16 protein-coding genes are annotated in these 23596 nt (G+C 66.2%); 8 read left to right on the top strand and 8 right to left on the bottom strand.

Translation table 11 applies throughout. The features are described from left to right. Positions 1 to 132 precede the first annotated feature (132 nt). The 3 genes from KY501_RS50505 to KY501_RS50495 all read right to left on the bottom strand — a co-directional run bounded on the left by KY501_RS50505 (position 133) and on the right by KY501_RS50495 (position 5501). On the bottom strand, positions 133 to 1191 hold the full coding sequence (locus KY501_RS50505; RefSeq protein ID WP_224372763.1) for a C39 family peptidase: 1059 nt from the start codon (positions 1189 to 1191) through the stop codon (positions 133 to 135). Positions 1192 to 1312: 121 nt separating this feature from the next. Further along, entirely contained in the window at positions 1313 to 2629 is a 1317-nt protein-coding gene (locus KY501_RS50500; protein ID WP_224372762.1) for a sigma 54-interacting transcriptional regulator, read from the bottom strand. A 112-nt stretch (positions 2630 to 2741) separates the two neighbouring features. Continuing rightward, positions 2742 to 5501: a serine/threonine-protein kinase gene (locus KY501_RS50495; RefSeq protein WP_224372761.1), complete on the bottom strand. Its 2760-nt coding sequence runs from the start codon at positions 5499 to 5501 to the stop codon at positions 2742 to 2744. A 266-nt stretch (positions 5502 to 5767) separates the two neighbouring features. Here KY501_RS50495 and KY501_RS50490 point away from each other — a divergent pair, with 266 nt between their 5' ends. The 5 genes from KY501_RS50490 to KY501_RS50465 all read left to right on the top strand — a co-directional run bounded on the left by KY501_RS50490 (position 5768) and on the right by KY501_RS50465 (position 13440). Then, positions 5768 to 6802 carry a lytic transglycosylase domain-containing protein gene (locus tag KY501_RS50490; RefSeq protein WP_224372760.1) on the top strand — a complete coding sequence of 345 codons (1035 nt, stop codon included), beginning with the start codon at positions 5768 to 5770 and terminating at the stop codon, positions 6800 to 6802. A gap of 201 nt (positions 6803 to 7003) precedes the next feature. Next, positions 7004 to 7459: an Imm26 family immunity protein gene (locus KY501_RS50485; protein WP_224372758.1), complete on the top strand. Its 456-nt coding sequence runs from the start codon at positions 7004 to 7006 to the stop codon at positions 7457 to 7459. Between the two features lie 520 nt (positions 7460 to 7979). Beyond that, positions 7980 to 8171 (top strand): LuxR C-terminal-related transcriptional regulator, encoded by a 192-nt coding sequence (locus KY501_RS50480; RefSeq protein WP_373691738.1) that lies wholly within the window; start codon positions 7980 to 7982, stop codon positions 8169 to 8171. A gap of 384 nt (positions 8172 to 8555) precedes the next feature. Next, entirely contained in the window at positions 8556 to 12380 is a 3825-nt protein-coding gene (locus KY501_RS50475) for an NACHT domain-containing protein (protein ID WP_224372754.1), read from the top strand. A 208-nt stretch (positions 12381 to 12588) separates the two neighbouring features. Next, positions 12589 to 13440 (top strand): SH3 domain-containing protein, encoded by an 852-nt coding sequence (locus KY501_RS50465; protein ID WP_224372752.1) that lies wholly within the window; start codon positions 12589 to 12591, stop codon positions 13438 to 13440. Between the two features lie 20 nt (positions 13441 to 13460). Here the strand turns inward: KY501_RS50465 and KY501_RS50460 are convergent, their stop codons facing one another. Then, positions 13461 to 14582, bottom strand: coding sequence for an NHL repeat-containing protein (locus KY501_RS50460; RefSeq protein WP_224372751.1), 1122 nt, complete (start codon positions 14580 to 14582; stop codon positions 13461 to 13463). Between the two features lie 149 nt (positions 14583 to 14731). Here KY501_RS50460 and KY501_RS50455 point away from each other — a divergent pair, with 149 nt between their 5' ends. After that, positions 14732 to 15925, top strand: a complete 1194-nt coding sequence (locus tag KY501_RS50455) for a polysaccharide deacetylase family protein (RefSeq protein WP_224372749.1) — start codon at positions 14732 to 14734, stop codon at positions 15923 to 15925. A 16-nt stretch (positions 15926 to 15941) separates the two neighbouring features. Here KY501_RS50455 and KY501_RS50450 read toward each other — a convergent pair whose 3' ends face one another. Beyond that, a complete protein-coding gene (locus KY501_RS50450; protein ID WP_224372747.1) occupies positions 15942 to 16916 on the bottom strand; it encodes an NADP-dependent oxidoreductase in 975 nt (324 codons plus the stop codon). A gap of 187 nt (positions 16917 to 17103) precedes the next feature. Next, positions 17104 to 17529, bottom strand: a complete 426-nt coding sequence (locus tag KY501_RS50445; protein ID WP_224372745.1) for a hypothetical protein — start codon at positions 17527 to 17529, stop codon at positions 17104 to 17106. A 562-nt stretch (positions 17530 to 18091) separates the two neighbouring features. Between KY501_RS50445 and KY501_RS50440 the strand changes: the two genes are divergently transcribed. Then, a complete protein-coding gene (locus KY501_RS50440) occupies positions 18092 to 19189 on the top strand; it encodes a ferritin-like domain-containing protein (protein ID WP_224372743.1) in 1098 nt (365 codons plus the stop codon). A 69-nt stretch (positions 19190 to 19258) separates the two neighbouring features. On the opposite strand, the gene KY501_RS50435 is transcribed toward KY501_RS50440, so the two are convergent. Both KY501_RS50435 and KY501_RS50430 read right to left on the bottom strand, forming a co-directional pair. Beyond that, positions 19259 to 20317 (bottom strand): MBL fold metallo-hydrolase, encoded by a 1059-nt coding sequence (locus tag KY501_RS50435; protein WP_224372741.1) that lies wholly within the window; start codon positions 20315 to 20317, stop codon positions 19259 to 19261. A gap of 68 nt (positions 20318 to 20385) precedes the next feature. Then, positions 20386 to 23193 carry a M4 family metallopeptidase gene (locus KY501_RS50430; RefSeq protein WP_224372739.1) on the bottom strand — a complete coding sequence of 936 codons (2808 nt, stop codon included), beginning with the start codon at positions 23191 to 23193 and terminating at the stop codon, positions 20386 to 20388. On the opposite strand from KY501_RS50430, the gene KY501_RS54150 reads away from it, so the two are divergent. Beyond that, entirely contained in the window at positions 23074 to 23448 is a 375-nt protein-coding gene (locus tag KY501_RS54150; protein ID WP_309243063.1) for a transposase, read from the top strand. The genes KY501_RS50430 and KY501_RS54150 overlap by 120 nt on opposite strands. The last annotated feature ends 148 nt before the right edge of the window (positions 23449 to 23596 follow it).

Raw genomic sequence — 23596 nt, 5'->3', positions numbered from 1 at the left:
AGCGTCCCATGCAGGGAGCCCCCGCCGGGCGCGACCAGGACGAACCTGTCTGCTTGTTGGACAGGTTCGCGCCACGCGCCGCCGACAGGGCGGGCACACCCAACCACTGGGGTGCGCCCGGGTACGGCTTTCTCAGGTGGACTCGCGGCCGTAGCTGTTCTTCGCGTTGGAGCCGCCGCCCGGGTTGTTGCCCAGCATCAGGCCCAACTGCGCGTTGGCCTCGGCCACGGTGCCCTCGTTGGCGCCCTCCTGGGCCTTCTCGACGACCATCATGCCGCCGCTGTTGTGCGCACCCCAACCGGAGTTCACGGCGTCCGTGAGCTTGTCGAGCGACACCGAGTACTTGGTGCCCGTGCCCGGATCCTTCACCGAGAAATTCCCCTGAGCATCCTTGCCATCCAGGATCACCCAGTGGGCCTGACCCGTCCCCTCACCGGCCGTCTGGCCCGGGGGGAGGATCTTGTTGGAGTCCACCATGGCCACCACCTTCTTGCCCTGGTCCAGCGCCTCATTCAGCGTGTACGGATCCACGATGGAGGAGCCCTTGGTCACCGTCATGCCCTCGTGCGCGAGCATGTCCGTGAGCTGCCGGGGCGTGGTGCCATCGGCGGTGGCGAAGCGCTGATCGAGCTCCTTGATGGTCTCCTCGGACGAGCCCGTCGAGGGCTTGCCCGTGGTCTCCGAGAGCATGGCCGCGGTCGTCGCGCCGCAGTCCTTGTCGTTCGTCTGCTTGATGACGCCATCGCCCTCGGGATCAACGGCCTTGGCGGTGGCGGGGTCAGTCGAGGCGGTCTGGGTCGCCGGAGTCTGCGTCGCCAGGGTCTCGGCGCCAGCGGCCGGGAGGGCGGCCTCGTCGACGAAGTCATCCACCTGTCCCGGCAGCACGTCGGTGGCCGCCGCGAGGTTCACGTCCGGGAGGTTCACGTCCGACAGCCCCGCCTCGGCGAGGTCCGGGACTTCAGGAGCCGTGGCGGTCTCGGCCGGACCGTTGGCCGCGTACTTCGAGGCCCACTGCTGCTGCAGCGCGGACACCTGCTCGAAGGCATCGACCAACGTGCTGAGCGCAGCGGCCTTCTCAGGCAGGGGTGCAGCCGGAGTGGTTGCCGCGTTCGTTCCCTGAACACCCTGTGCCGCAGGGGTCGGGGAGGAGGTGGGGATTCGGGAGAGGCTGGGAGGGAGGGTGACAGCCATGGAATTTTCTCCTGACGGGAAAGGAGACCGACAGACCACTTACATTGTCTGGCGATCGCTTACAGAAGTTTCCTGGAAATCTTCCGCTACCCGCAGATTATGGAGAAAACCAAAAATTCCTTCAATCCTCGGGATTCAAGTCGTCCCCGGAACCACCAGACCCACCTGCACGGGTGTCCAGGCCGTGCTTGCGCAGCAGCTTCCGGAGGTAGACGCGATCGATGTCGGCCTCGCGGGAGGCGCGGGAGATGTTGCCCTCGCAGCGCTCGAGCAGGTTCTTGAGGTAGTCGCGCTCGAAGCCTTCGATGAGCTGCTCCTTGGCTTCCTTGAAGGGCAGATCGAGCGTCTTCTCCGCCGCGGACATCCCCTCGGGAGCGGGCTCGAGGTCCGGGAGCGAGTCCTCGCCCAGGTTGACGACCTGATCCACCACGTTGCGCAATTCGCGGATGTTGCCCGGCCAGGGGTACTGGGACAGCAGGGCGCGCGTCTGGTCCGACAGGGCGCTGGGCGGCCGGCCCATGCGCTCCAGGAGCGTGTCGATCAGAAGAGGGATGTCCTCGGGGCGCTCGCGCAGGGGCGGCAGGGTGACGCGCAGCACCGCGAGCCGGTGGAACAAGTCCCTGCGGAACTTGCCCGCGTTCACCGCGTCCTCCAGGTTGACGTGCGTGGCCGCGATCACCCGCACGTTCACGGTGCGGTAGTCGTTGGCGCCCACCCGCTTCACCTGGCGGCGCTCCAGCACGCGCAGCAGGCGGGGCTGGAGCTCCAGCGAGAGCTCGCCCACCTCGTCCAGGAAGACGGTGCCGCCGTTGGCCCGCTCGAAGGCTCCGGCGCGATCAGCCTGGGCACCGGTGAAGGCGCCCTTCACGTGGCCGAACAGCTCGGACTCCACGAGCGAGGGGGCGATACCGGCCAGGTCCACGATGATGAAGGGCTCGTTCTTGCGCGGGCTCTCCTGGTGGATGGCCTCGGAGCACAGGTCCTTGCCGGTGCCCGTCTCGCCCTGGATCAGGATGTCCGAGGAACCGACGGACATGCGCTCCAGCAGGGTGAAGGCCTCGCGCATCTTGCGGCTCGTGCCCACCAGGCCGCCGAAGTGATCGCGCTCCGAGAGTATCACCGAGCGCTGCCGGGTGTCCGCGGGCACCAGTTTGATCTGCGTGGAGCCCAGGGTGATGACGCTGCCCAGCCGGACTTCCAGCTCGGAGAAGCGCAGCCCCTCGCAGAACGAGCCGTTGCGCGAGCCCAGGTCCGTGGCACGCACCAGGCCCTCGCGCACCTCCAGCTTCAGGTGCTGCCGCGAAACGGCCTTGTCGTTCACGATGATGTCGCAGGGCGGAGCCTTGCCCAGCGTGTACTCGGGATTGGTGAGCGGATAGCTGCGTCCGGCATCCGGACCCGAGATCACCAGCAGCTTCAACTGGACCTGGCCTGGCATGGCCCGGCTCAAGGTCGCAGTGGGATCCTCAAACACCTCATCTTGATCAGGTGCCGACACAGCCCCACCCTATCACGCCCCGGGCTTTCGGGTATTTGCTGGAAGCAATACCTCAACGGTGGGTGGCGGAGGCTGTAGCACGCGCGGAGGGAGTCCTCTCCTTCGGGAGGGAGGCGAGCCAGGTGTCCACGTCGGCCGAGCGAGCGGGCAGCTCCGCCTGGGTGAAGCGCTCGCGTGCTTGTGCAGCTTCCTGCCGGGCCTCCTCCTGGTGGCCCGAGAGCCAGAGCGCCTTGGCCAGGGCGAAGCCGGACTCGGCCAGCACGTCCGGAGAAACCGTGGTGAAGGTGAGCGCCTGACGCAGCGGCTCGACGGCCTCCTGGGGCCGCCCCAGCGCCAGCAGCGCTTGTCCTACTCCGTCATACGAGAACTGCAGTTCCTGATGGTCGGCCGGGAGGACCTGCTTCTTGACGGCCAGCGCCTCCTGATAGGTCTGCAGCGCCTCGTCGTAGCGCTTCAGGTCCAACAGACACATGCCGATCTCGTCCAGGGAGATGCCGTACTCCTTGCTCACGCCGAAAGTGGCCTTGCGGATGGCGGCGGCCTCGCGGGCATGCTCCAGCGCCCGTTCCGGCTGCTTCAGCTCGCGCAGGGCCACGCCCAGCAACCCGTGGCGCTGCGCCATGTCCGGGTGCATCGGGCCCACGGAGGCCTCCGTCTGCTTGAGCGCCTCCTCCATCAGCTCGATGGCACGGTCCTTCTCGCCGAGATCCATCAGCACGCGGCTCAGCAGGAAGGTGGTGCGCGCGCGCTTCGGGTGCCCGGCGGGCAGCGCCTGATCCTGGAGCGCCCGGGCCTGCTCGAGCAGCGTGCGCGCCTGGGGCAACTGTCCCTGGGAGATGGCCATGTTGGCCTGGTTCCCCCTCACGTCGGCCTCCAGTACTGGAGAGCCACCGATGCGCCGGATCGACGCCTCCGCCATTCCGCCCCAGCCCTCGGCCTGCCCGAAGTGCTTCTGCCCGTCCTCCACGAAGAGCAGCTTGTTGAGGATGGCGATCTTCAACCGGTCCGCCCGGCTCGACTCCGCGTCATACGCGGCCTGGGAGAGCAACCGCGCCGCCTCGGGAGACTCGCCGACCTGCTCCTCGAGCCAGCCCATGTGGAAGCGCAGCTCCGCTGTGAGCGGCAGGTAGCCCGTGGCGAGCACCGGCTCCTCCAATTGCTTCGCCGCCTCCAGCGCCGGCTTGTAGCGCCCGGCATCCACCATGGCGCGCACCAGCGTCAGCCGCCCCTCCAGCTTCTCGATCTCCGCGCGCTTCGACGGATCCGACGGCAGCCCCTGCTGCTCGGTGAGCGTCTCCACGTCCGCGCACTCCTGCAGCGTGGGCAGCGCGTACGCCACGTCCAGCGCCTTGGTCACCATCGCCGCGTCCGCCTGCCCGAGCAGATCCACGGTGGCCCGCAGGTCCTTGCGCCGGCGCTCCAGACACACCACGCGCCGCGCCAGCAGCTCCTCGGGCTGCACGCCCTGGACGCGGGTGGCCTCGCACGCCTGGGTGCTCTGGTGCTTCCAGTCCGTCGCGTAGCCCTCCAGCACCGCGCCCACGCGCGAGGCCAGCTCCTGGGCAAAGGGTTTGCCCGTGGCCCCGAAAGCCGCCTCCAGCTTCTGCCGCGACGCAGCGTTCCACACCTCGTCCACGGGATCGCCCGCCCCCGCGCACAGCTGCGAGTGCCGGTACACGCCGCCGCCCACCGCCAGCGACACCACGCCCGCCGCCGCCGCCGCCATGCCCCAGCGCTGCCGCCGGACGCGCCGCTCCTCTTGCGAGAGCGCCCGCAGCAGCTCCTGCATGGAGGGGAAGCGCGCGGAGGGTTCGAGCGACAACCCGCGCATCACCGCCTGCTTCACCCACGCGGGCACCTTCGCGTCTCTCGGCGGCTCCTGGATCAGGGCGCTCGGCCCCGAGTTGGCCTTGCCCGTCCGAGAGCGCTTCGGCGTCATCGGCTGGGTGTGCTGTCCCCCCTTCGAGTTCTCGGCCAGCGGCATCGAGGAGGAGGCGAACGACTCCATCTTGCCCGGCTCGAAGGGCCGCTGGCGGTAGAGCCCCAGGTACAGCGCCGCGCAGAAGCTGAACTGATCCGAGCGCTCATCCAGCTCGTCATTCCGGAACTGCTCCGGAGACATATAGGTGGGCGTGCCCATGACCATGCCGGCCTGGGTGAGCGGGGTATCCAGCATGCGGTGATCGGCCGCGAGCTGCTGGGCCTGCACGGGCAACGGCTCCGTTGGCCCGCTCTTGCCCATCTGCCGGGCCAGACCGAAGTCCGTGACGTAGACGCGGCGGCCGGAGCGGTTCACCAGCACGTTGGCCGGCTTGAAGTCGCGGTGCACCAGCCCCGCCTCGTGCGCGGCCATCAGCCCCCGGCCGGCGGCCAGGAAGCGCTCCAGCACCTCGCGCCAGGGACGGGGGCCCTCCTTCAGCCACGAGGCCAGGGTGCCTCCCTCCACCAGCTCCATGGCGAGAAACACCTGATCGCCAAACATGCCCACGTCGAAGATGGGAATGACGTTGGGGTGGGAGACGCGCGCCATGGCCTGCGCCTCGCGCAGCAGCCGGGCCCGCGCATCCTCCGAGTCCGTCACGCCGTCCGGCCGCAGCAGCTTGAGCGCCACCTTGCGATCCAGATCCGGATCATAGGCCGCGTACACCACGCCCATGCCGCCCTCGCCCAACCGCTTCAGCAGCAGGTAGCGCCCGACCTGGGTCGGAGGCGGCGCCGGATGGATCCGGTCGCCCGAATCGTTGCGCGCGGTGTTCTGGTGGACCGGGGTAACGGTGACCCCGGGTCCGCTCTGGGTGACTTCATCACTCATGACGATGCCTCGGGTGAATGCAATCCGCTCGCCGGATGGGCACGCACTCTACCGGATGGTGACATGGAGCATCACCGCAGGACAGTTGTCACCAGTCTGGAGACCTCTCCCGGTGGGCTCAAGAAAGGGCCTGTGCCTCTGCCTCCTTGGTATGGAGAGGGCCGCGCGAAGGCTTTCGGGTCTCGGCACAACTCCTGCTTTGGGTAGGCACGTCATCTACAGGTGGCAGCCCCGCTCACCTGCCCGAAACCTTGGGAGACCCCGTCATGTCCGTCTCGTCCGTGCGCCCCAACGCCGCCTCCGCCTTCGCCCCCGTCCAGCCGCTCGCCCCCCCTCCTCCCAAGGAGGCCACCGAGGCGGTGCGCCAGAAGCTGGGCCAGTCCGAGGGCCTGAGCCAGTTCCAGGACGGCTTCGACGCGGGTCCGAACCGCGCCGCACAGATGGATCAACTGCTACAGAGCACCGTGTCGGCGCTGGTGCAGACGGTCCAGTCGCTGACGCAGCTGCTGTCGGCGCAGATCGCCGATCTGGGCGGCGCGGGCGCGGACGCGAGTGCGGGAGCGGGCGGGCTCGACGGGTTCGACGGCGCGGCCTCCGGCGAGCCGGTCCGGTGCGGCGCCGAAGCCCCGGCCTCCGACGAGCCGGTCCGGTGCGGCACCGAGGCCCCGGCCTCTGGCGCGGAGGGTGAGGGCGCGCTATGTGACAAGCCGGCCCAGGCGCCCACGGAGTCGGCCTCCGGCGACACGGCCACGGCGGCCCCGACCGAGGCTCCCGCGGGTGAGTCGACGGCGGGCGTCAGCTCTGGCGCGACGCCTTCGGGTGACGCGAAGCTGGGCGCCGGGTTCCCCTCGGCCCTGGGCCAGTTCAAGGGCGCCATCGAGTCCGCGGCGGCCACGGCGGGCGTGCCGGCCTCCATGCTGGCCGGGCAGATCTGGCAGGAGTCGCGCGGCAACATCGCCGCCGTCACCACCAACGGTGGCAACGGCCTGACGGACACCGGCCTGATGCAGGTCAACCCCAACACCTTCGGTGAGCTGCAGGCCAAGCACCCGGAGCTCCAGGGCAAGAACCTGGCGGATCCGGAGACCAACATCCTGGCCGGCGCCTTCTACATGAAGGACATGAAGGAGCAGTTCGGCAGCTGGGATCTGGCCCTGCGCGCCTACAACTCCGGCCCGAACGGCGTGGACAAGAGCAACCCGAACGCCATCCCCGCGGGCACCGGTGACGCCACCTACGTGACCAAGGTGAAGGCGTTCTGGGACACCATCTCCACCGGCAACGGCACGCTGCCCGCGTAGTCCCCCCTCACAACCTTCTCCCCGTCCTCAGGGCGCGTGGGGCTCGACCAACGAATCGAGCCGCACGCGCCCTGCGACGTTTCCGGGCCCTGGAGCCCGCAGGCCTCGGGGGGGTGACTGCTGCCATCACCGTGGTGACTCCAGTCCTCGGGGGACAGTGGAGTTGTGGGGCCAACTTCACCCTGACAAGGGATACTGGGGATGCCGCGAAGCTACAAACCCGGCTCGTTCTTGAGAATCCCCCTTGCCGACGGCTCTTTCGGTTACGGCAGGGTCCTCAAGCTACCGCATGATGCCTATTACGATTACAGGACCGACACTCCAGATTCTGCTCTGGATAGGATTGCCTCCAAACCCATCCTTTTCAAGATCATGGTTCGCCATATGGAGGAGAGGCCATGGGAACTCATTGGATGGAGAGCACTGGAGGAGCAGTTTTCTCAACCCATCGTCCAGTTCATGCAGGACATTGGGAACTTCCGCGACTGCACGATCTTCGACACCGTTGGCGCTTCAAGGCGTGCGGATCCCCAGGAGTGTGTCGGGCTTGAGCGCTCGGCTGTCTGGGAAGAGGTGGGAGTCGAGGAACGCCTGCTCGACGCCTTCATGGGGCGGCCTAACGATGACGTGGAGCGTTTGAAGGTGCGCCTGAAATAGGCATACCCAATGGCGCAAATCTACAGGCCGGGCTCATTGTTGAGAATCCCTCCCGCTTAAAGCGGCGCGTCGTTCTGGGTGGAGGCAGCGGGAATCGAACCCGTCACAAGGCGGAAGCAAAACCCTAAGCAGGTCGCGCTGTTACCGGCTAACGCCTTGATCTCACACCGAATCATTCCCCCACTCCGTCTCGTCCCGTCTCGTCCCGTTCCCCGCTGGAGGGTCACACTGGGGGTAGAGTCGACGGGAGGCGCGGTGCTGCGTGCTCCGGACCATGTCGATCACCCGTTCCGGGCCAAGCCGATCACTGATTCCGAAGCAAGCCGATCACCTGTTCCGGACCAAGCCGATCACCGATTCCGGGCAAGCCGGTCACCCCTGAATGGGGGTGAAACCGGCAGGGACCGGGCTGTAACAGGGCCGGGATGAAGGTCGAGCCGAAGCGTTGACGACGCTGGACAGAGAGCCGAGCACGCCGCCTCCCAAACAAGGAGGGGCTGTGGCGGCAGAGAGGCTGTCCATGCGGATGCAGAGAGAGATACTGAGGCTGCACCTGGAACCAGGGATGAGCGCGCGTGCTATTGCTCGCAGTTGTTCGCTGTCGCCGAGCACGGTGAGCGGATACCTGGGCCGGGTGAAGGTAGCGAAGCTGAGCACGGCGAGCGCGCACCTGGCCCCCGCGCGAGGGCCGCCCCAGAGCGCGGGGTATTGAAGCTCAATCCGCCCCAGCCAGCCAAGAGAACCAAGCACCTGCCGCGCCCAGCCTGGGAAGGCGGCGGGCGGGGCTGGCGTATGTCTGCTGGAGATGAATGGCTTCTGCGACGGCCCGGAGTGCGGCTCATCGGCTACCCGTCAGCCTCCCTCACCTCCCCTCTGCTCCCGCCCTCTACGCCCAATAAGGCTCCTGCCCTTCCTATGCTCACTGGAGCGTTCCGCAGGAATTCCCTGGGCCACCCTCCACGGAATCGGGGTAACTCCACTGGCCAGGTTGCGCTGACGCAGTGTTGCGTTAGGAGGAGAACACGCGTTCCTCCACTCGAACGGCTTGCCGGCACAGACGGTCGCCACCACCATTCTCCGATATGGCGGAGTCCACATGGTTCGGAGGGATGCAAGGACCACAGGCTACAAGCCGTCGCTCGGGGCTCGGGTCACTCTGGCAATCACGTGCTGTCTCATCGCGTGTAGCCAACGGCCAGAACTGAAGCCAGAGGTGAGCGGCAGCGCCTTCTGGCCAGCTCTCGTGGCAGGCAGCAAAGCGTTCATCACCCCCTTTGGCGATGGCCTACATGCCTGGGTTGTTGACCATGACGCGGTCTCCATTGTCGATGCCAAAGGCCAGAGGCTTTTCCGAGGCAGCACCCGACCCTCCCTAGGGAGCTACGTCTCGCCGGTGCTCCAGACGAACTTCCCCGGCCGAGCGTGGGCCGTCGGAATCAAGCCCGCGCAGAACGGAGCGCCGCCCACGAGCAGGGTATTCCTACTCGACGGTCGCGGAGAGTCCCTGAGTCTGCGGACCGTGCTCGAAGCCGAGCAACTCACGTTCGTACACGAGCCCTCCGAATCTTTTCCCTACTTCGGCGTGAACCCATTTTCGACTGCTACTCCTCCCGATGATTTGAGGCCTCGTTCACACATCTGGATCGTCTTCAGCAGGGAGGGCCAGGAATGGCTCGTGGCAATCGATGCGTACGGCAACCTGTCATCCCCGATTCCGCGCAGCACCTTGGGGCATCCAGGCAACTTCTCCCTGCGTGAGTGGCGGATCATCCCAGTGAAGGCCGGCTCTGCGGCTTGGCTCAACACAGGGGGACAGCTCTTCTTCATCGATGATACCCGGGCCGCCGTCCTCACTCGGAAGCCGCTACTGCAAGCGGAAAGCATTCGCTGGGTGGTTCCTAGCCTCGATGGCATGAGCGCATGGGTGGTAGCAGACAATCGTCGCCAGGACGGTGGTGGCGTTTTCAGGCAACTCTATTCTGTCCAGGCGAGGCCTTCCCCTCGTGCTCCCTCTTCCTTGCTATTGCAGGGGAAGGAGGTCCGACAGGCCATCCGCAGCGTGGATGGAACACATGTATGGGTCGCCGAAGCGATGCACTCCGGGCCAGGAGTCCCAGGGGGAGTCCACCTCGTGGACATCGAAGGGCATTCACCAGTCACGCACGGGCCTCTGCTCCGAGGAGAAGAAGTGATGGTGGTCGTCACACCGTCGGGCCACGTCTGGCTCCTGACCCGATCGGGCAGCGCTGTTCTGGTAGACGAGAACGGAAGGACTCTCGCCAGCAAGCCACAGGCGCTTCCCTGGGCTGGCGGGGCCCGGCCAGACGCTTTTGACAAGTTCTCGCCGATCCTCTCTGGCCCGGAGGATATCGTCCTCTGGACGTGGGACACCATGGAGGCGGCTCATGTGAGGCTGACTCACGGCTCCATCCAGGTGAACCAGGTCCTTGAGGGCAGGCAGGTGACTGCTCTGGATGTAGATCCTGCGGGGGAAGGGCTCTGGGCCCAGTCCAACGAGGACGGCAATCTCTACTTCGTCTCTTTGGGAGCGGAACGTTACCTGGAGCAGCGCTTCGTGATGAAGGCATCCAGTGAAACCTACGTCTACCCAGCAGGGGACGGGTTGCATGGCTGGATCGAGGCCCCACCTGCCAGTTTTGCCTATGTCTCCCTCTCTGATGCGAGGGCTGCTCTGAAGCTCAAGAGCGGCTCCCTCGAGATCAATAATGGGCGGGATATCACCATCCAGGGGAGGCTCGAGCTCCAAGCGTCGCTTCGAGCGAATGAGGCCTCCAGCATCGAGTTGCAATGGTCGGGCAGTAGCCCAGCCACCGGGGTCCTGGAGTTCTCTCTGTGGGACGAGGGACATCCCAGCAGGCTCGTCGCATCGGGCACTCGGCAATATGGCCCTGGGGCGCCGCCGCCCCATCTTCAATGGCACCTGGACGAATTGTTCACCCGGGGAGGCTACTACAGGGTCGTTTTCAGCTATCACGACCAGACAGGGATCGATACGAGCCTAGTGGTTCGTCATCTCCACTTCAGCGCCCCACTTTGGGAGCAGGTCTGGTTTCGGACGAGCATCGCCTGCCTAGTGGCTACGCTGCTCTTCGGTCTTCCTTTGGTACTGATGCCTCGCTCCCGGTCTGCCCGGAGCTGGCTTCCCTTCATTGGCTGGAGTCTCCAGCTCCTTGCCGGCAGTGGACTGTCGCTCACCCACATGGCCCGTAGCCTGAAGATCGACTTTCCTGTTTTCGCAGGAGTGCTCCTCGCGGAGGCGATCCTGGCCCTGCTCCTGGGGGTACTCTCACCTCCAGTCTTCCGCCTACTGGCAGAGATCAAGCCTTTCCAATGGATCAGCCCACTGGCACTGGCGCTGCCGAGAATGCGGCGGCGGCTCTTCGCCGACTACGTCACGCTCACCTGGCGCAAGGTGGAGTCCCAGCGTCTCCAGGCGAATCATGAGCGGTATGTCTCGCTCCCCGCAGACTTGCAGGAAGGGGGGGCTTGCCTTGGTCCCTCGAAACCCTTTGCGCTGCTCTCTTCCTCCAATCCCGTCGCGCTCCCCGAAACACACCTCTGTCACACTCTCTCCATCTCCGATCCAGATCTGCGAGGGAACGTCCTCATCGAATCTCCCGGTGGAAGGGGCAAGAGCGCCCTGCTGCGGGAGACTGTCCAGAGGATGATCCTTCTCTTCGAGAAGGATCCCTTGGGACCGCTCCCCGTGCTGTGTGACACCAGCAATGGCACCCTGCTCGAAGCAGCCCGCCGTGCCCTGGAGGTTGATCCTCTCATGGAGGCGCTCCGGGAGGCCATGCTGCTACGGGGGGACTATGTCCTCGTCGTAGATGGGCTCACCGAGTCCTCGCTGAGCCCCGATGAAGTCCGCGGCTTCATCGAGGGGAAGCATGGACGGGCCGTGAAGCTGCTATGCACCAGCCGACCGCATGATGGATTTCGCCAAGCCATCGAGGGCTCCTCGTGCTGGTTGCACGTCCAGCCCAGGCGCCTCGATGAACAAACGCTGGATTGGTTCGTAAGCGCGTACTGTGCCGAAGGAGAATCTGGACTGGGCGACGATCTCCGCGAGGCATGCAGGGGACCGGATGGAACCTATCTGCCCATTCTCGTCCGGCTAGCGATCCTGTTCGGCAACTTCTCCGAGCACGGTCGCGCACGCAGTATCTCCGCACTCTATGATGCAGCCTTCCGGAGCTTGCTCCGGAAGCAGGGGACGAGCACTAGCGAAGCCGAGGATCGGGAGATACTCGCCTGGACCAGCGCGTTCTGCTGCCGGACGTATTGGGCCGACGGGGTCCGGGCCCTCCGATACCGCAATTCTCCAGAGAGGGAACAGCTCGAGAGGCTTCTGCGCGCTGGGGTGCTGATTCCGGATGAGCCGCACATGGAGCAGACTCATGCTCCTCGGCAGGTGCGATTCTTCCATGACTCGATGCAGAGTTATCTCACGGCCTGCGGCCTCTTCGCCCAGGCGCATGGACAACCCACGTGGGAGGTTCTCTGGCGAGCCGCCGGAGACCCCCTCTTTACGAGCGCTCAGTCCGAGCTTGCCTCGGGGGGCGGGTCCGAGCTGTTCCAGATGTGCCTTCAGGTCTTCGGCCCCGAAGAGCGCTTGCGCAAGGAACTCCAGCGGCAGATCCTGGAGTGGGCTCGTGTCTATGACGACACGCTCACAAAGCGGGACATCATCGATCAAGTCCCAAGCGAGTTGCGGAGCCGACTCCATCAAGCCCTGCAAGACAGCTCGGTACGCTCACCTGGGGAGGTCTTGAGCATTGCGGCCAGGGTCTGTGTCGAGGCGGAGGCTCCCCTGCTCGGCGCCTTCTACATGCGTATCGCCAGTCGGGTCTGGCCGCTGGCCCATCCAGACCTCGCGAGGCAGAAGCTCTACCGCTGACAGCCCGGTGGATCTGGTGCGCACGAGCAGCTATGTGGGCCGGGCGCAGCTCACCTTTGCGGCCGTGGGCGAGCGGGTGAAGCTGGGCTTCGGCAGCGAGGACGCCAAGATCGCCGGGCTTTGAACGGGTCAACATCCCCATCATTCCACTAACGTCTCGCGTGGAATCCAGTGTAAGCCCGAATCACCTGGCTTGATGGAGACACGCATGAGCACCCCCCTGAGAAGCTCATCCCTGAAGTGGCTGTTCCTCGTGACGTTGGCGGTGGGCTGTGGCGGCTCGGAGTCCGTGGAGAGCGTCGAGCTCCAGGGGGTGGATGAGCAGCTCGCCAGCAGCAGCAGCGCGCTCACCGGCTGTCTCACCTACAAGTCCACGCTCAGCACCACCGCCAGCAGCCTGAACCTGCGCACCGGCCCCAGCACCAGCTACAGCATCATCGCCGTCATGCCCCAGGGCTCCACCGTCACCACCTGGGACAACCCCAGCTGCGATAGTGGCGGCTGGTACAAGGTGTACTGGGGCGGCGTCGTGGGCTGGGCCTCGGGCACCTACCTCAGCGTCGTCACCCAGACGGCCTCCGTCCGCAACGAGGCCATCACCCGCGCCGAGGGAGGCACCCTGGGCGCCTCCGGCGGCGGCGTGGGGTTCTCCTACTGGTGGGGCCACGGCGCCTGGAACCCCAACGGCGCTCCCGGCTCGTGCTCCGGCAACTGCGGCGACTGCACCCATAGCGGCAGCTACGGCGCCGACTGCTCGGGCTTCCTCGCCAAGGTGTGGCAGGTGCCCAGCAGCAACACCAACGTCGCCTCCGACTCGCACCCCTACGGCACCATCCACTTCAACGTGGACTCCAGCCAGTGGCACACCGTCGACCGGGGCACCCTGCTGAAGGGAGACGCGCTCGTCTACAACATCGACGGCGCCGGCCACACCTTCGTCTACGAGTCCGGCGATGGCTGGGGCAACATGGTCGCCCACGAGTGCAAGGGCTGCGCGTATGGCTGCGTGAAGAACAGCCGCACGGCGACCACCTCCTTCCACGGCATCCGTCACTACTGAGCCCACCCCGCGCCGCGGCTTCAGCGGCAGCGGGCCCGCATCAGCGTGACACCCGACTCGGTGATGTGCCGGTAGAGCACGCCGCCCTCATCGAGCACCGCGAAGTCACGAAACGTCTCCTCGGGCAGGGTGTTGAGGGGCAGGTCCGTCTGCCCCAGCACCTTGCCCTCGAGGGAGTCGATGCAAAAGACGCGCACCCCCAGCTGCGCCGTGGCCGAGGCGGAGCGCGCGGTCAGCTCGCCCGCCACTCCCAGGTAGAGCGTTCCGGACAGATCCGAGTCCAACAGGGTGATGGACATCACCGGGAACTCGAGCCGGTACTCGCGGGTGTAGCGGTGCTGGCCCGTGGAGCGATCCACCGCGTTCACGAGCACCCTGCCGCTCTTGCGATCCGTGATGCTGGCCAGCACATAGGAGCGCCCATCGCGCGTGGGACGGCCGGGGATCTCCGGACGCTCGGGGTCCGCAGTGCCAGAGGTGTCGCCAATGCGGACCAGGGCGCCGTGCTCGCGCTCGACGTAGACCGAGTCCCCATCCACGAAGGTGCCGGTGACGAGCCCTCCTTCCGGAATGCCCTTTCCCTCCACGGGCAGCTCTCCGCGCAGCGCTCCGGTGTCCGGATTGAGGATGGCCACGGTCTTGTCCCGCAGCCGGTCGAGCACCAGCAGCGAGCCATCCTTCGCCATGGCGACGTCCTGCGGCGTTTGCTGGGTGAGGGGGAGGCTGCCCACGGGCTTTCCTTCAGGGTCCAACCGGAGCAAACGGCCGTTCGTCTGGTCCAGCACCACCATGTTGCCCAGGATGTCCACGGCCATCGACATGGGCGCCTCGGGGTTGGCCTCTTGAGGCCGGTGCCGCCCCAGCTCCGAGGGCCCACTGCCCCAGTGCAGCTCGGCGAGTACCTCCTTCTTGGGAGCACTCCCGGGAGCGGGGGCCTGAGTCCCGCTCGCCGGTGCGCCCGAGGCGGAACGAGTCCCCGTCCCGGCTCCACCGCCCGGGGCCGCCGGAGCCTCGCTGGAGGTACTCCCGCTGGCAGGAGCCGCCGGACTCGCCTTGCGCCCCGAGCGCAGCAGGAAGAGCGCGACGACGATCGCCACCAGCGCTCCGAGTGCCAGAAGAGGGCTTCGCTTACGGACCGCCATTGCCTTGCCTCCGCTCCGCCAAGATGGCTTGGACCCTGGAGAGGTCGAGCAGAGAGGCATCATATACACTCGATGCATCGATGACGGCTCACCTGCCGCTGCGCCCGCGAACAGCGTGGGCCCGCCGCCTACCCCAAGGACCGTGTCCCATGCCCCCCATCCCTGGAGCGCCGTACACGCTTGCCCTGTCCCTCCTGGTTCCCGCCCTGCTCCTGGCCTGCAGCAGCGGCTCCCCGTGCGAGAACACGCTCGCCCCTCCCACCTCGGGCTATGCCTTCACCGACAACGTGGCACCTTCCGCCAACCCGCCACGAGGGCTCCTGCCCAGCCAGGTGCCGCAGTTCGTGGGCATCAGCTGGGACGACAACAGCCGCGTGGATGGCATGGAGTGGGCGCTCGCGATGGCCGCGGCGCGGAAGAACGCGGATGGGACTCCCATCAACATGACGTTCTTCATGACCACGAAGTTCATCGCCGGGGCCGCCATCACCGATCCGAGGGCGCTCAAGACGGTCTGGCGCAAGGCCCTCACCGCGGGCCACGAGGTGGCGCTCCACAGCGTGACCCACGAGACGAACAAGAGCTCGGATACGAGCCGCTGGACCGAAGAGCTCACCGGCACCATTGACGCGCTCACGAAGGACTACGACGCGAACGAGCAGCCTTGGGACACGTCGCTGAAGAGCGGCCCGGGGCTGCCGAGAGAGCAGCTGATCGGCTGGCGCACGCCGTCGCTCGCGACGAACGATCTGCTCATGCCCGTCCTGAAGGCCCACGGGGTTTGGTACGACGCCAGCCTGGAGGAAGGCTTCCAGGACGACCAGGATGGGACCGACTTCAACTGGCCCTACACGCTGGATAACGGCTCTCCGGGGGACGCGTTCCTGGCGGAGCGGGGCTCCCAGGACACGAAGTCCCCCATCACCCGGCATGCGGGCCTCTGGGAACTGCCGGTCTACACCGTCATCACCCCGCCGGAGATCCGGGCGGCGCTCAAGTACCGCGTGAACTGGTTCGACGAAGCGAGCGGAAAGATCACGGGCTTCGACTTCAACCTGCTCACCCACACCCTGTTCCAGATGAACAAGGCGGAGTTCCTGTCGACGCTCAAATACACGCTGGATCAAAGGCTCCGGGGCAACCGCGCGCCCTTCCTCATCACCTTGCACTCGGACTACTACTCGCCCGAGTTCACGTATGCGCCCAGAATCACCAACGCCGAGCGCCGAGCCGCAGTCGAGGAGTTCCTCGACTACGCGCTCAGCAAGCCGGAGGTCCGGGTTCGCTCCTACAAGGAGCTCCTCGACTGGATGCGCAGCCCCACTGCGATGGAGTGCCCCTAGGATGGCATGACAGGGGTCAGTTGATGCGCAGCACGAACTTGCCCAGGTGGTGCTTGAGCACCTCCTGCTGCGCCCTTGCCGCCTCTTCCAGTGCGTAGCTGCGGCCAATCTCCATGTGGAATTCACCGGATTCGATCAATTCGTTGATGCGCTTCAACGCCTTTGCGTCCGGGAGACCGTCGTAGGCCTTCGTCTGGACTCCTTCAGGGCCCTTCGGCGCGGGCTCCACTCCGTTCGGGTACGCGATGCGTCCTCCCTTGCGGACGTTCTTGAGCAGGGGCTCGGCGGCATCACCATTCGCCAGCACCAGCGCAGCGTCGAAGCCCTCCGGCGCGAAGTCTCGGCAGGCCTTCTCCACGTCCCCCTGTTTGCCGTCCAAAGCCGCGTCCGCCCCCAGCCGCTTCACCAGTTCCACTCCGTCCGCTCCGGAGGCGACCGCCAGCACCTTCGCCCCAATCCGTTTGGCCAGCTGCAGCGCCAGGTGCCCAAGGCCTCCGCTCGCGCCGAAGAGCAGCAACTTCTGCCCGGGCTTGAGCTGAAGGTGGTCCTCCAGCCCCTGGATGGCCGTGACCCCATCCGCCGCGAGCGCAGCCGCCTCCTCTACCTTCATCCCCTTGGGCACCTTCACCGCCTGCTCCGCCTTCACAGCGACAAACTCCGCGTAGAAGCCTCCCTTGGGGCTCATGAACGCTGTGCCATAGACGGCGTCGCCCACCTTATGGTCCTTCACGTTCTTGCCCACCGCGACGACTTCACCCGCCCCATCGGCGCCAGGCACATAGGGGAAGCGCGGCCCGCCGGGGATCATCTCCTGCATCGCGCCTTCGCGCTCCATGTGGTCCCAGACTCCGATTCCCGCTGCCTTGACGTGAATGAGGATTTCGTCGTCGCCACATGTGGGAACGGACACGGTCTTGACGCCTAGCACCTCTGGGCCACCAAAGCGGTCGAGCGCCGCGGCCTTCATCTTGTCGGGAATAGACGATGCCATGCTGTGACTCCTCCTCGGATTCGAGCGGTACCGCTCCGGCACGATGCGCACGCTCCATCCGAAAGCCAGCGATAGGGCAGGCGGCGGAGGAAGCCTCCGCTGTGCCTCGCCGCGCCAGGAATAAGGCCTCAATCCATCGGCTGCATCAGGTCCCCAATACTCCCCCCAAGCAGTGGCAGGGCCGGATTCATCCGCCCTGCGGGAGGCTGGCGCTGGCGGAGAGGCTCCATGGCACGGGAAAACACCGCGCTTTCGCCGCCACGTCATTTTGCTGGGAATCCCCTCCCAGATACCAGTCCACCCCGGCGGGGTAGATCTGGACGCTCTCGCCGCCACCCTTGAAGTTCCCTTGCATGAAGGTGAACCCACAGGAGAGTCCGACGAACGAACCCAAGAGGATTGGCTGACCGTCGTTCTGGTTCCAGGAATACTCGGTGGTCATGAAGGAGAGGTTATTGATGCAACGAGCTCTGACTTCGAGCTGCTTGTTTGCCCTTGAGCCCTCGAGCCACCAGCGGCCGGAAGCCACATACGCCCGCACCCAAGCGTCAGCGCCATCGAAGTTCCCGCTGATGAACGTCAAGACGCACGCGCTTCCGGAGGAGAAGGCCATGGGGGTCGGGGTGCTCTTGGTCTCATCCCAAACGTACTCGTCTGAATATTGGCTGTCAGCCACGCGCGAGCACCTGGCCGAAGCGCCCACCCCCTCCTGCAAAGAACCGCCACCAAGGAACCAGGACCCTTTAGAGATGGATGCGTGGATGTACTCACCTCCTCCTTGAAAACGTCCCGTCATGCGGTTCAAGGCACAGAACTGATTCGCGGAGGCTCCCATATACGTTGGGATATTGTTTTGGGACCAGGTGAACTCATAGAGAGGCAGAGGCGTCTCCACCTCGGCTCGTACGGGCTCGCCAGCCAGTTCAGGCGCCTGTGCTTCCAACCCGCAGCCCGAAAACATGAGCACCAGCAAAAGAACTGCGGGTCCATGGACTCTTCGCAACAAGTGGGCCTCCTGGAGTGAACGCGGGGCGTGAGTTTGGAAAACGCCCTCACACCACGGTAAAGCGCGGCACCCGTACGCACCGGAGAGATTCCGTGAGTGGATCCACCGGTGCAGTGAACAGGCCTTTCGTGCCTGTGAACCGATCGTGGATTCGTCCAGAATGGGTGGCATGTCCGTTCCTTCCCAGCCATCACCGACGCCTGACAGCACACCTCCCACCCGCCACTCCTTCCTGGCCAGCTTCGCGCTCGTCCTCACGACCCTTCCCCTCGCGAGCTGGGGCCTCTGTGTCTCGGGCACTCTCGATCCGGACTCGAGAGCAGCCGGGTCCATCTGGATCGGGGCCTGCGTCTTCTCGCTCCTGGGGGCGCTGCTGGGACTCATCAACGCCATCCGCTTGCGCCCCAGGAACGGGGAGCGTATCGAGGGCCGCGGAATGTCGTGGTGGGCGTTGGCCCTGGGGCTCCTGTCCCCTGTCGTGTCATTCTTCCTGGGGATTGCGACGGTCAATTTCCACATGGCTCACGGGAGGGCTCTGCGTCGAGGGGGCCGGGCCCAGCTCCCTCCTCCTGGAAGTGACATGGGCTGGGTGGAGGATCTCCGCACCCGCCTCGACGTCCCGCCCGGCGTCGCCGCCGCGTGGCGCGCTCAAGCGGGGATGGAGGCGGCCTCGGTGGCGGCCTTCGCGCACCTCTCCAACGAGCTGCTCGCCCTGGGCGCGCCTGCCCATCTGATCGAGAAGGCCCATTGGGATGCGCTGGATGAGATCCGGCATGCACGGCTGTGCTACGGGCTCGCCACCGCCATGGATGGCCAGGCCCAGGGGCCGGCCCCATTCCCTGCCGCGGTGCTGACGCGGGACAGGCGGCTCGACGTTGCATCGCTGGCAGCGGAGTGCATGGTCGAGTCCTGTCTGCTGGAGGCCGCCTCGGCTCGCGTCGCCGGTGTCCTCTCCTCGCGAAGCGAGGGGCCTGCGGAGATCCGTGCCGTGCTGGACATCATCGCGGTGGACGAGGCACGACATGCGGCCCATGGCTGGGAAATCATCTCCTGGTGCCGTGAGGTCGCCGGGACAGCCATCGACGCGGAGCTGCGGCGCGCGCTCTCGCGGGTGGACGTGGCATCCGCCCAGGCTGCCGTCGAGCATGACGAGCTCGCAGCCTGGGGCATTGCGGGTCCTACACTCTGGCGGCAGTGCATCGCCGAGACGCTCGCGGACGCGCTCGCAAGGCTCGGTGAGGCGCCGGAGCACTCCCTGGCCGCCTGAGGATTCTACGCTGAGCCAGGAAACCGCTCATGCGCTGATCATCCCATCGACAAGGGAGGAGCGGCTCCGTCAGGGCGAGGGCCGTGAGGCCTCGGCATACGTCTTCGGGACGTTGACCTGGGTGTGGATCCAACCCCACAAGGCATAGCCCTGGAAGTCCTTCAGCGAGACATCTGAAACGGTCTGCTCCAAGGAGCGGTGGTGGTCCACGGCGACGCGGACCTGGCTCTGCAGGGCGTCCAGGTAGCGGATGGAGAAATCAAACAGCTGGGGATTGGAGGGGCGGCCGTGCCCCGGCACCACGATGGCGTCACTGGGAAGCGAAGCCTGGACAGCGGCGAGCGTCTGGCGGACCTCGTGGGCATGACCGTCCAACAGCCACGGGATGGCGGGCGGCTGGGCGATGAGCGGATTGCCCGTCCAGAGCACCTTGGCGCTTGGCACCCAGACGAAGAGGTCTCCCTCCGTCTGGCCGAAGCCCTGGTAGCGAGCCTCCACGGTGACGTTCCCCAGGTCCACCGACCAGCCGCTGTCCTTGACGAGGATGTCCGCTGCGACCGGCCGGATCTCATCGAACCCCTGGTCAGCACCGAAGGCCCCCGTCATGAAAGCGACGTCCTCCGCGAAATGATGGGCGATGAAGGCCGCCGTGCGCTCGTGCTGGACGACGTGAACGCCCTGCGGAAGGAAGAAGTTGCCGTAGCTGTGATCGCCATGGTGGCTGGTGTTGACGACGTACCGGATGGGCTTGTCGGTCTCCTGGCGGACCAGACGGATGAACTGGCAGAAGAGCTGCCGGTTGATCATGCTCTCGACGAGGAGGACACCCTCGTCACCGATGACGAAGCCGCCGCTGGTCGCGGCCGGGATCCCCGCGGCCTCGTGTGCCTCCGCCTCGGAGTCGTAGACGGCGAAGACCCCCGGAGCAAGCTTCTGGGAGGTGAGCCGGATGGCCTTGGGGGTCCAGGGGTACTTCGGGTTGGGCGCGGTGATTTCATGCTGCGTCTCACAGGCGGCGAAGACCTGGGTCGCGCCGGAACTGTTATCGGCCTGTCGAGGCGATGGCGTGGCGCAGCCAGCCAGGGTGAGCGCGGTGAACAGCAGGGCGTGCCAGGGAGAGCGGCTCATGCGGTGATCCTTCCTTATAACGAGATGGCAAGGCTCCGGAGGGAAATCGCTCCGTCGCAGCCAGGGGTTCAGGGCTTCTTCAGCGGCTCCGGAACGATCTGCCACGAGTACGTGGCGGGCGTCGCGTCGATGTTGTTCGCGGCGTCACGCGCTCGGACACGGAACGTGTGCGTGGCGACGCTCAGCGCCGTGTAGTTCACCGGTGACACGCAGGCCGTGAAGGCCGCGCTGTCGAGGCTGCACTCGAACGTGGCGCCGGCCTCGCTTGCGGAGAAGCCGAAGGTGGCGCTCGTGACGGTGGTGGGCGAGAACGGCCCGTAGAGCAGCGTGGTGTTGGGGACCAGCGTGTCCACCGTCCATGAATACGTGGCGGGGCTCGCATCCACGTTGCCTGCGGCATCCATTGCCCTCACCCGGAGCTGGTGGAGCCCATCCGAGACCGGCAGGAAGTAGGAATCCGGGGCGCACGGGCGGAAGCTGCCCGCCCCGTCGAGCTGGCACTGGAAGAGGAGCACCGTATCCGTCGAGGTGAACCCGAAGAAGGCATACGGCAGGTTGGTCACGGCCGCCGGAGTGCGAAGGAACCCCGTATCCGGCGCGAAGGTGTCCGCCACGTACGTGAAGGACGGCGTGAGCGCGGTACCCGAGTAGGCGGCATAGCCCTGGACCATCACATGCCAGGTGCCAGCGGTGGGCGTGGGGAACAGGCAGGACTCCGTGTTGCCAGCAACGCGCGGACGGCAGTTGTACGCGCTCGCTGTCGGCGCGAGGCCCTGCCGCACGAAGAGGTCGGCATCGCCGGTGCCTCCCGCCATGTTGAAGGCGAGGTTGGTGGCTCCCGCGGGCACCTGGATCGTGCATCGCCAGGTGGAGTTGAGGGCACCGGAGAGCCCGGACCGCGCCTCGCTCTTGACCAGGGTGCAGTCCTGCTCGTCGACGCAGAGCTCGAAGGTGACGTTCGAGAACGCCGCGTATCCGCGCAGCATCACGTACCACTGTCCCGCCGCCGGGTTGGCGAAGACACAGCCCTCCTCGTTGCCGGCCACGTAGGGCCGACAGTCGTACAGGGAGGTCGTCGGCGCGGAGCCCTGCTTCACGTAGAGGTCGGCATCACCGGTGCCGCCCTGAATGCGGACGGAGAGTCGGCTGGCACCCGCGGGGACCGCGAAGGCCGCCGTCACGGTGCTGCTGGCGGCGCCGGACAGCAGCGGCTGCGTCACACATGGCGTCGCGGGAAGGCCCACGCCCACCGCGCGCCACGCCTGATCCACCGCGGTGACCTGGACCGAGGTCCCACCATAGAGATCGGACGCGGCCAACCCGGTGGCCACCTTGGCCCCGGCGAAGTTGGTGCTCGCCGTGAAGTACACGGAGTTGGCGCGATAGAAGATCCGCGCCGCCGCCTCGACGCCCACGGGGGTGACTCGCACCAGGCTCTTGAGGCGCGGGTGGGTGCCTCCCGTTGAGAGCAGCTTGAAGGCCAGGCTCACGATGCCAGCGCCGCCATACAGCGACGTCGGCGGGTAGTAGTCATCCCCCGCGGCCACCGCCGGATCATCCATGTATCGCAGGGCATCTCCTGCGGTGGGTGGCGTCCAGCTCGTCTCGCCAATCCGCCAGACATTGGCGTTGATGACCCAGCTTTGCGACCAGCTATTGCAGACTGCCGCGAAGATGTCGGAGAGCCCCTCGTTCAGCGAACCCGACTCCCCCGTGTAGAGCAGGCCCGAGGTGTAGTCCGTCACCGCATGAGTGAGCTCGTGGACGACAACGTCCGGATCCTGCCCGAGCGGACCCCAGGAGACACCATCGCCGTCGCCAAACACGAGCTGCGTGCCATCCCAGTACGCATTGCAGTAGCTGATGGCGTAGTGAACCGTGGCGTTCAGCCTTGCGCCCGCGCCGTTATAGGAGTCACGACCGAAGAGCGTCTGGAAGCAACTGTGGAACAGGCCCAGGTTGTCGTAGGTGAGGTCCACATGGCTGTCGCCCGTGGCAGCTCCCCCCTCGGAGCGCTTGAGGGTGCCGGGCAGCGAGGTTCCACTATTGGCGGAGTAGACACGGCGGTCGAGCAGGTGCCTCACGTCCGAGAGTTGATCCAGCACCCCACCGTCGACAGCGTCCACGAAGACACGCTCGCGAGCGGGGGCGCCGTCCTGGTCCACCGACACTTCCACCTCATAGGCCAGCCGCAGTGCGCCCTCCCCTCGCGGGCGCAGGTAGACAAGACGCGATGACACGGCCGGGTTCATGAGCCGGGCGCCCTGGACGTGCTCCTGGGCAACTTGTGCCGCGCGCGACGCCGGGAGCTTCGCGGTGAGGGAGGGCTCACCATCCCAGGCGGAGCCGTTGGCCGCGAAGAGCTGCCCTCGCGCATCCACGTGCAGCAGCAACTCCTGCCCCAACACGGGCAGCCCGTCCTTGGTCTGCGCGTAGCGCAGGTGCGTTTGCCCGAGTTCGTCCTGTTGCACGCTCTGGAGCACCAGGTCGCTCGCGCGAAGGCGGAAAGCGGGAGCGATGAGCTCCAGGGCTCCGCGGGCGCCCTGCTTCGCGACTGCGATGGAAGCCCCCCGAAGCGTCCCCTCCACCTGCCCCAGGGCACCCTTCAGCCCCAGGGGGACGCCCTCCGCGTTTGCCGCCAGCACCTCCACGCCAGACAACCGACCCAGCGCGGCTTTCACGTCCTCCGCGACAACGGCTGAGGCCACCAGCGCGGCATCCGCTCCGGCGACCTGCTGGGTCACCGCGGCACGCTGATGTCGGATGCCCTCTTCGTTCGCATCCGGGGAGGGCTCGCCCTCGGGCAGCGCTGGCTGACAGGCGCCCAGCAACAGAGCGCCAGACACAACGAGTTGGAGTGGACGCGAAAGAGCCACGGTACCTTCTTTGTCACGTGTGGAATGGCGCACTATACAGCCGTCAGGCTTGGCAGGGAACGCTGTTCTGTCAGGCTTTTGTATTCGGCAAGCTGGGCCCACAGCCCTGAGCGCCGAAAGGAGGCGCGCATTCCGCCTGAAGTCACCTTCAAGACCAAGCCCCAACTGGCGCTGGAGATGATCCGACGGGCTCTGAAACAGCATGCCTTCGTCTACTTTGGGATGATCCAACTGATGCTGGGCCACCTTGCCTGAATGCCTTGCCTCAACACCCTCTAAGTCTAAGGGGCCGCGCAGGAATAAAGTTTCAGTTTGCGGGTGCCCGAGATCGTGCCCATCAATGTAGGCATGGACCTGGAGGAAGTCATCGCGGCGAAGTACCAAGCGCTTGAGAGCGGACTTA

This window comes from Hyalangium versicolor, from assembly GCF_020103695.1.
In the GTDB taxonomy this organism is placed as follows: domain Bacteria; phylum Myxococcota; class Myxococcia; order Myxococcales; family Myxococcaceae; genus Hyalangium; species Hyalangium versicolor.
This window is presented reverse-complemented; position numbering and strand designations above follow the sequence as displayed.

Bases quoted from the DNA above. Each gene is read 5' to 3' on its own strand.
- KY501_RS50475 (WP_224372754.1), top strand. From the start codon at position 8,556: ATGGTTCGGAGGGATGCAAGGACCACAGGCTACAAGCCGTCGCTCGGG.
- KY501_RS50505 (WP_224372763.1), bottom strand. From the start codon at position 1,191: ATGGCTGTCACCCTCCCTCCCAGCCTCTCCCGAATCCCCACCTCCTCC.
- KY501_RS50440 (WP_224372743.1), top strand. From the start codon at position 18,092: ATGTCCGTTCCTTCCCAGCCATCACCGACGCCTGACAGCACACCTCCC.
- KY501_RS50500 (WP_224372762.1), bottom strand. From the start codon at position 2,629: ATGCCAGGCCAGGTCCAGTTGAAGCTGCTGGTGATCTCGGGTCCGGAT.
- KY501_RS54150 (WP_309243063.1), top strand. From the start codon at position 23,074: ATGTCGGATGCCCTCTTCGTTCGCATCCGGGGAGGGCTCGCCCTCGGG.
- KY501_RS50450 (WP_224372747.1), bottom strand. From the start codon at position 16,916: ATGGCATCGTCTATTCCCGACAAGATGAAGGCCGCGGCGCTCGACCGC.
- KY501_RS50465 (WP_224372752.1), top strand. From the start codon at position 12,589: ATGAGCACCCCCCTGAGAAGCTCATCCCTGAAGTGGCTGTTCCTCGTG.
- KY501_RS50445 (WP_224372745.1), bottom strand. From the start codon at position 17,529: ATGGCCTTCTCCTCCGGAAGCGCGTGCGTCTTGACGTTCATCAGCGGG.
- KY501_RS50480 (WP_373691738.1), top strand. From the start codon at position 7,980: ATGCGGATGCAGAGAGAGATACTGAGGCTGCACCTGGAACCAGGGATG.
- KY501_RS50490 (WP_224372760.1), top strand. From the start codon at position 5,768: ATGTCCGTCTCGTCCGTGCGCCCCAACGCCGCCTCCGCCTTCGCCCCC.
- KY501_RS50485 (WP_224372758.1), top strand. From the start codon at position 7,004: ATGCCGCGAAGCTACAAACCCGGCTCGTTCTTGAGAATCCCCCTTGCC.
- KY501_RS50455 (WP_224372749.1), top strand. From the start codon at position 14,732: ATGCCCCCCATCCCTGGAGCGCCGTACACGCTTGCCCTGTCCCTCCTG.
- KY501_RS50495 (WP_224372761.1), bottom strand. From the start codon at position 5,501: ATGAGTGATGAAGTCACCCAGAGCGGACCCGGGGTCACCGTTACCCCG.
- KY501_RS50460 (WP_224372751.1), bottom strand. From the start codon at position 14,582: ATGGCGGTCCGTAAGCGAAGCCCTCTTCTGGCACTCGGAGCGCTGGTG.
- KY501_RS50435 (WP_224372741.1), bottom strand. From the start codon at position 20,317: ATGAGCCGCTCTCCCTGGCACGCCCTGCTGTTCACCGCGCTCACCCTG.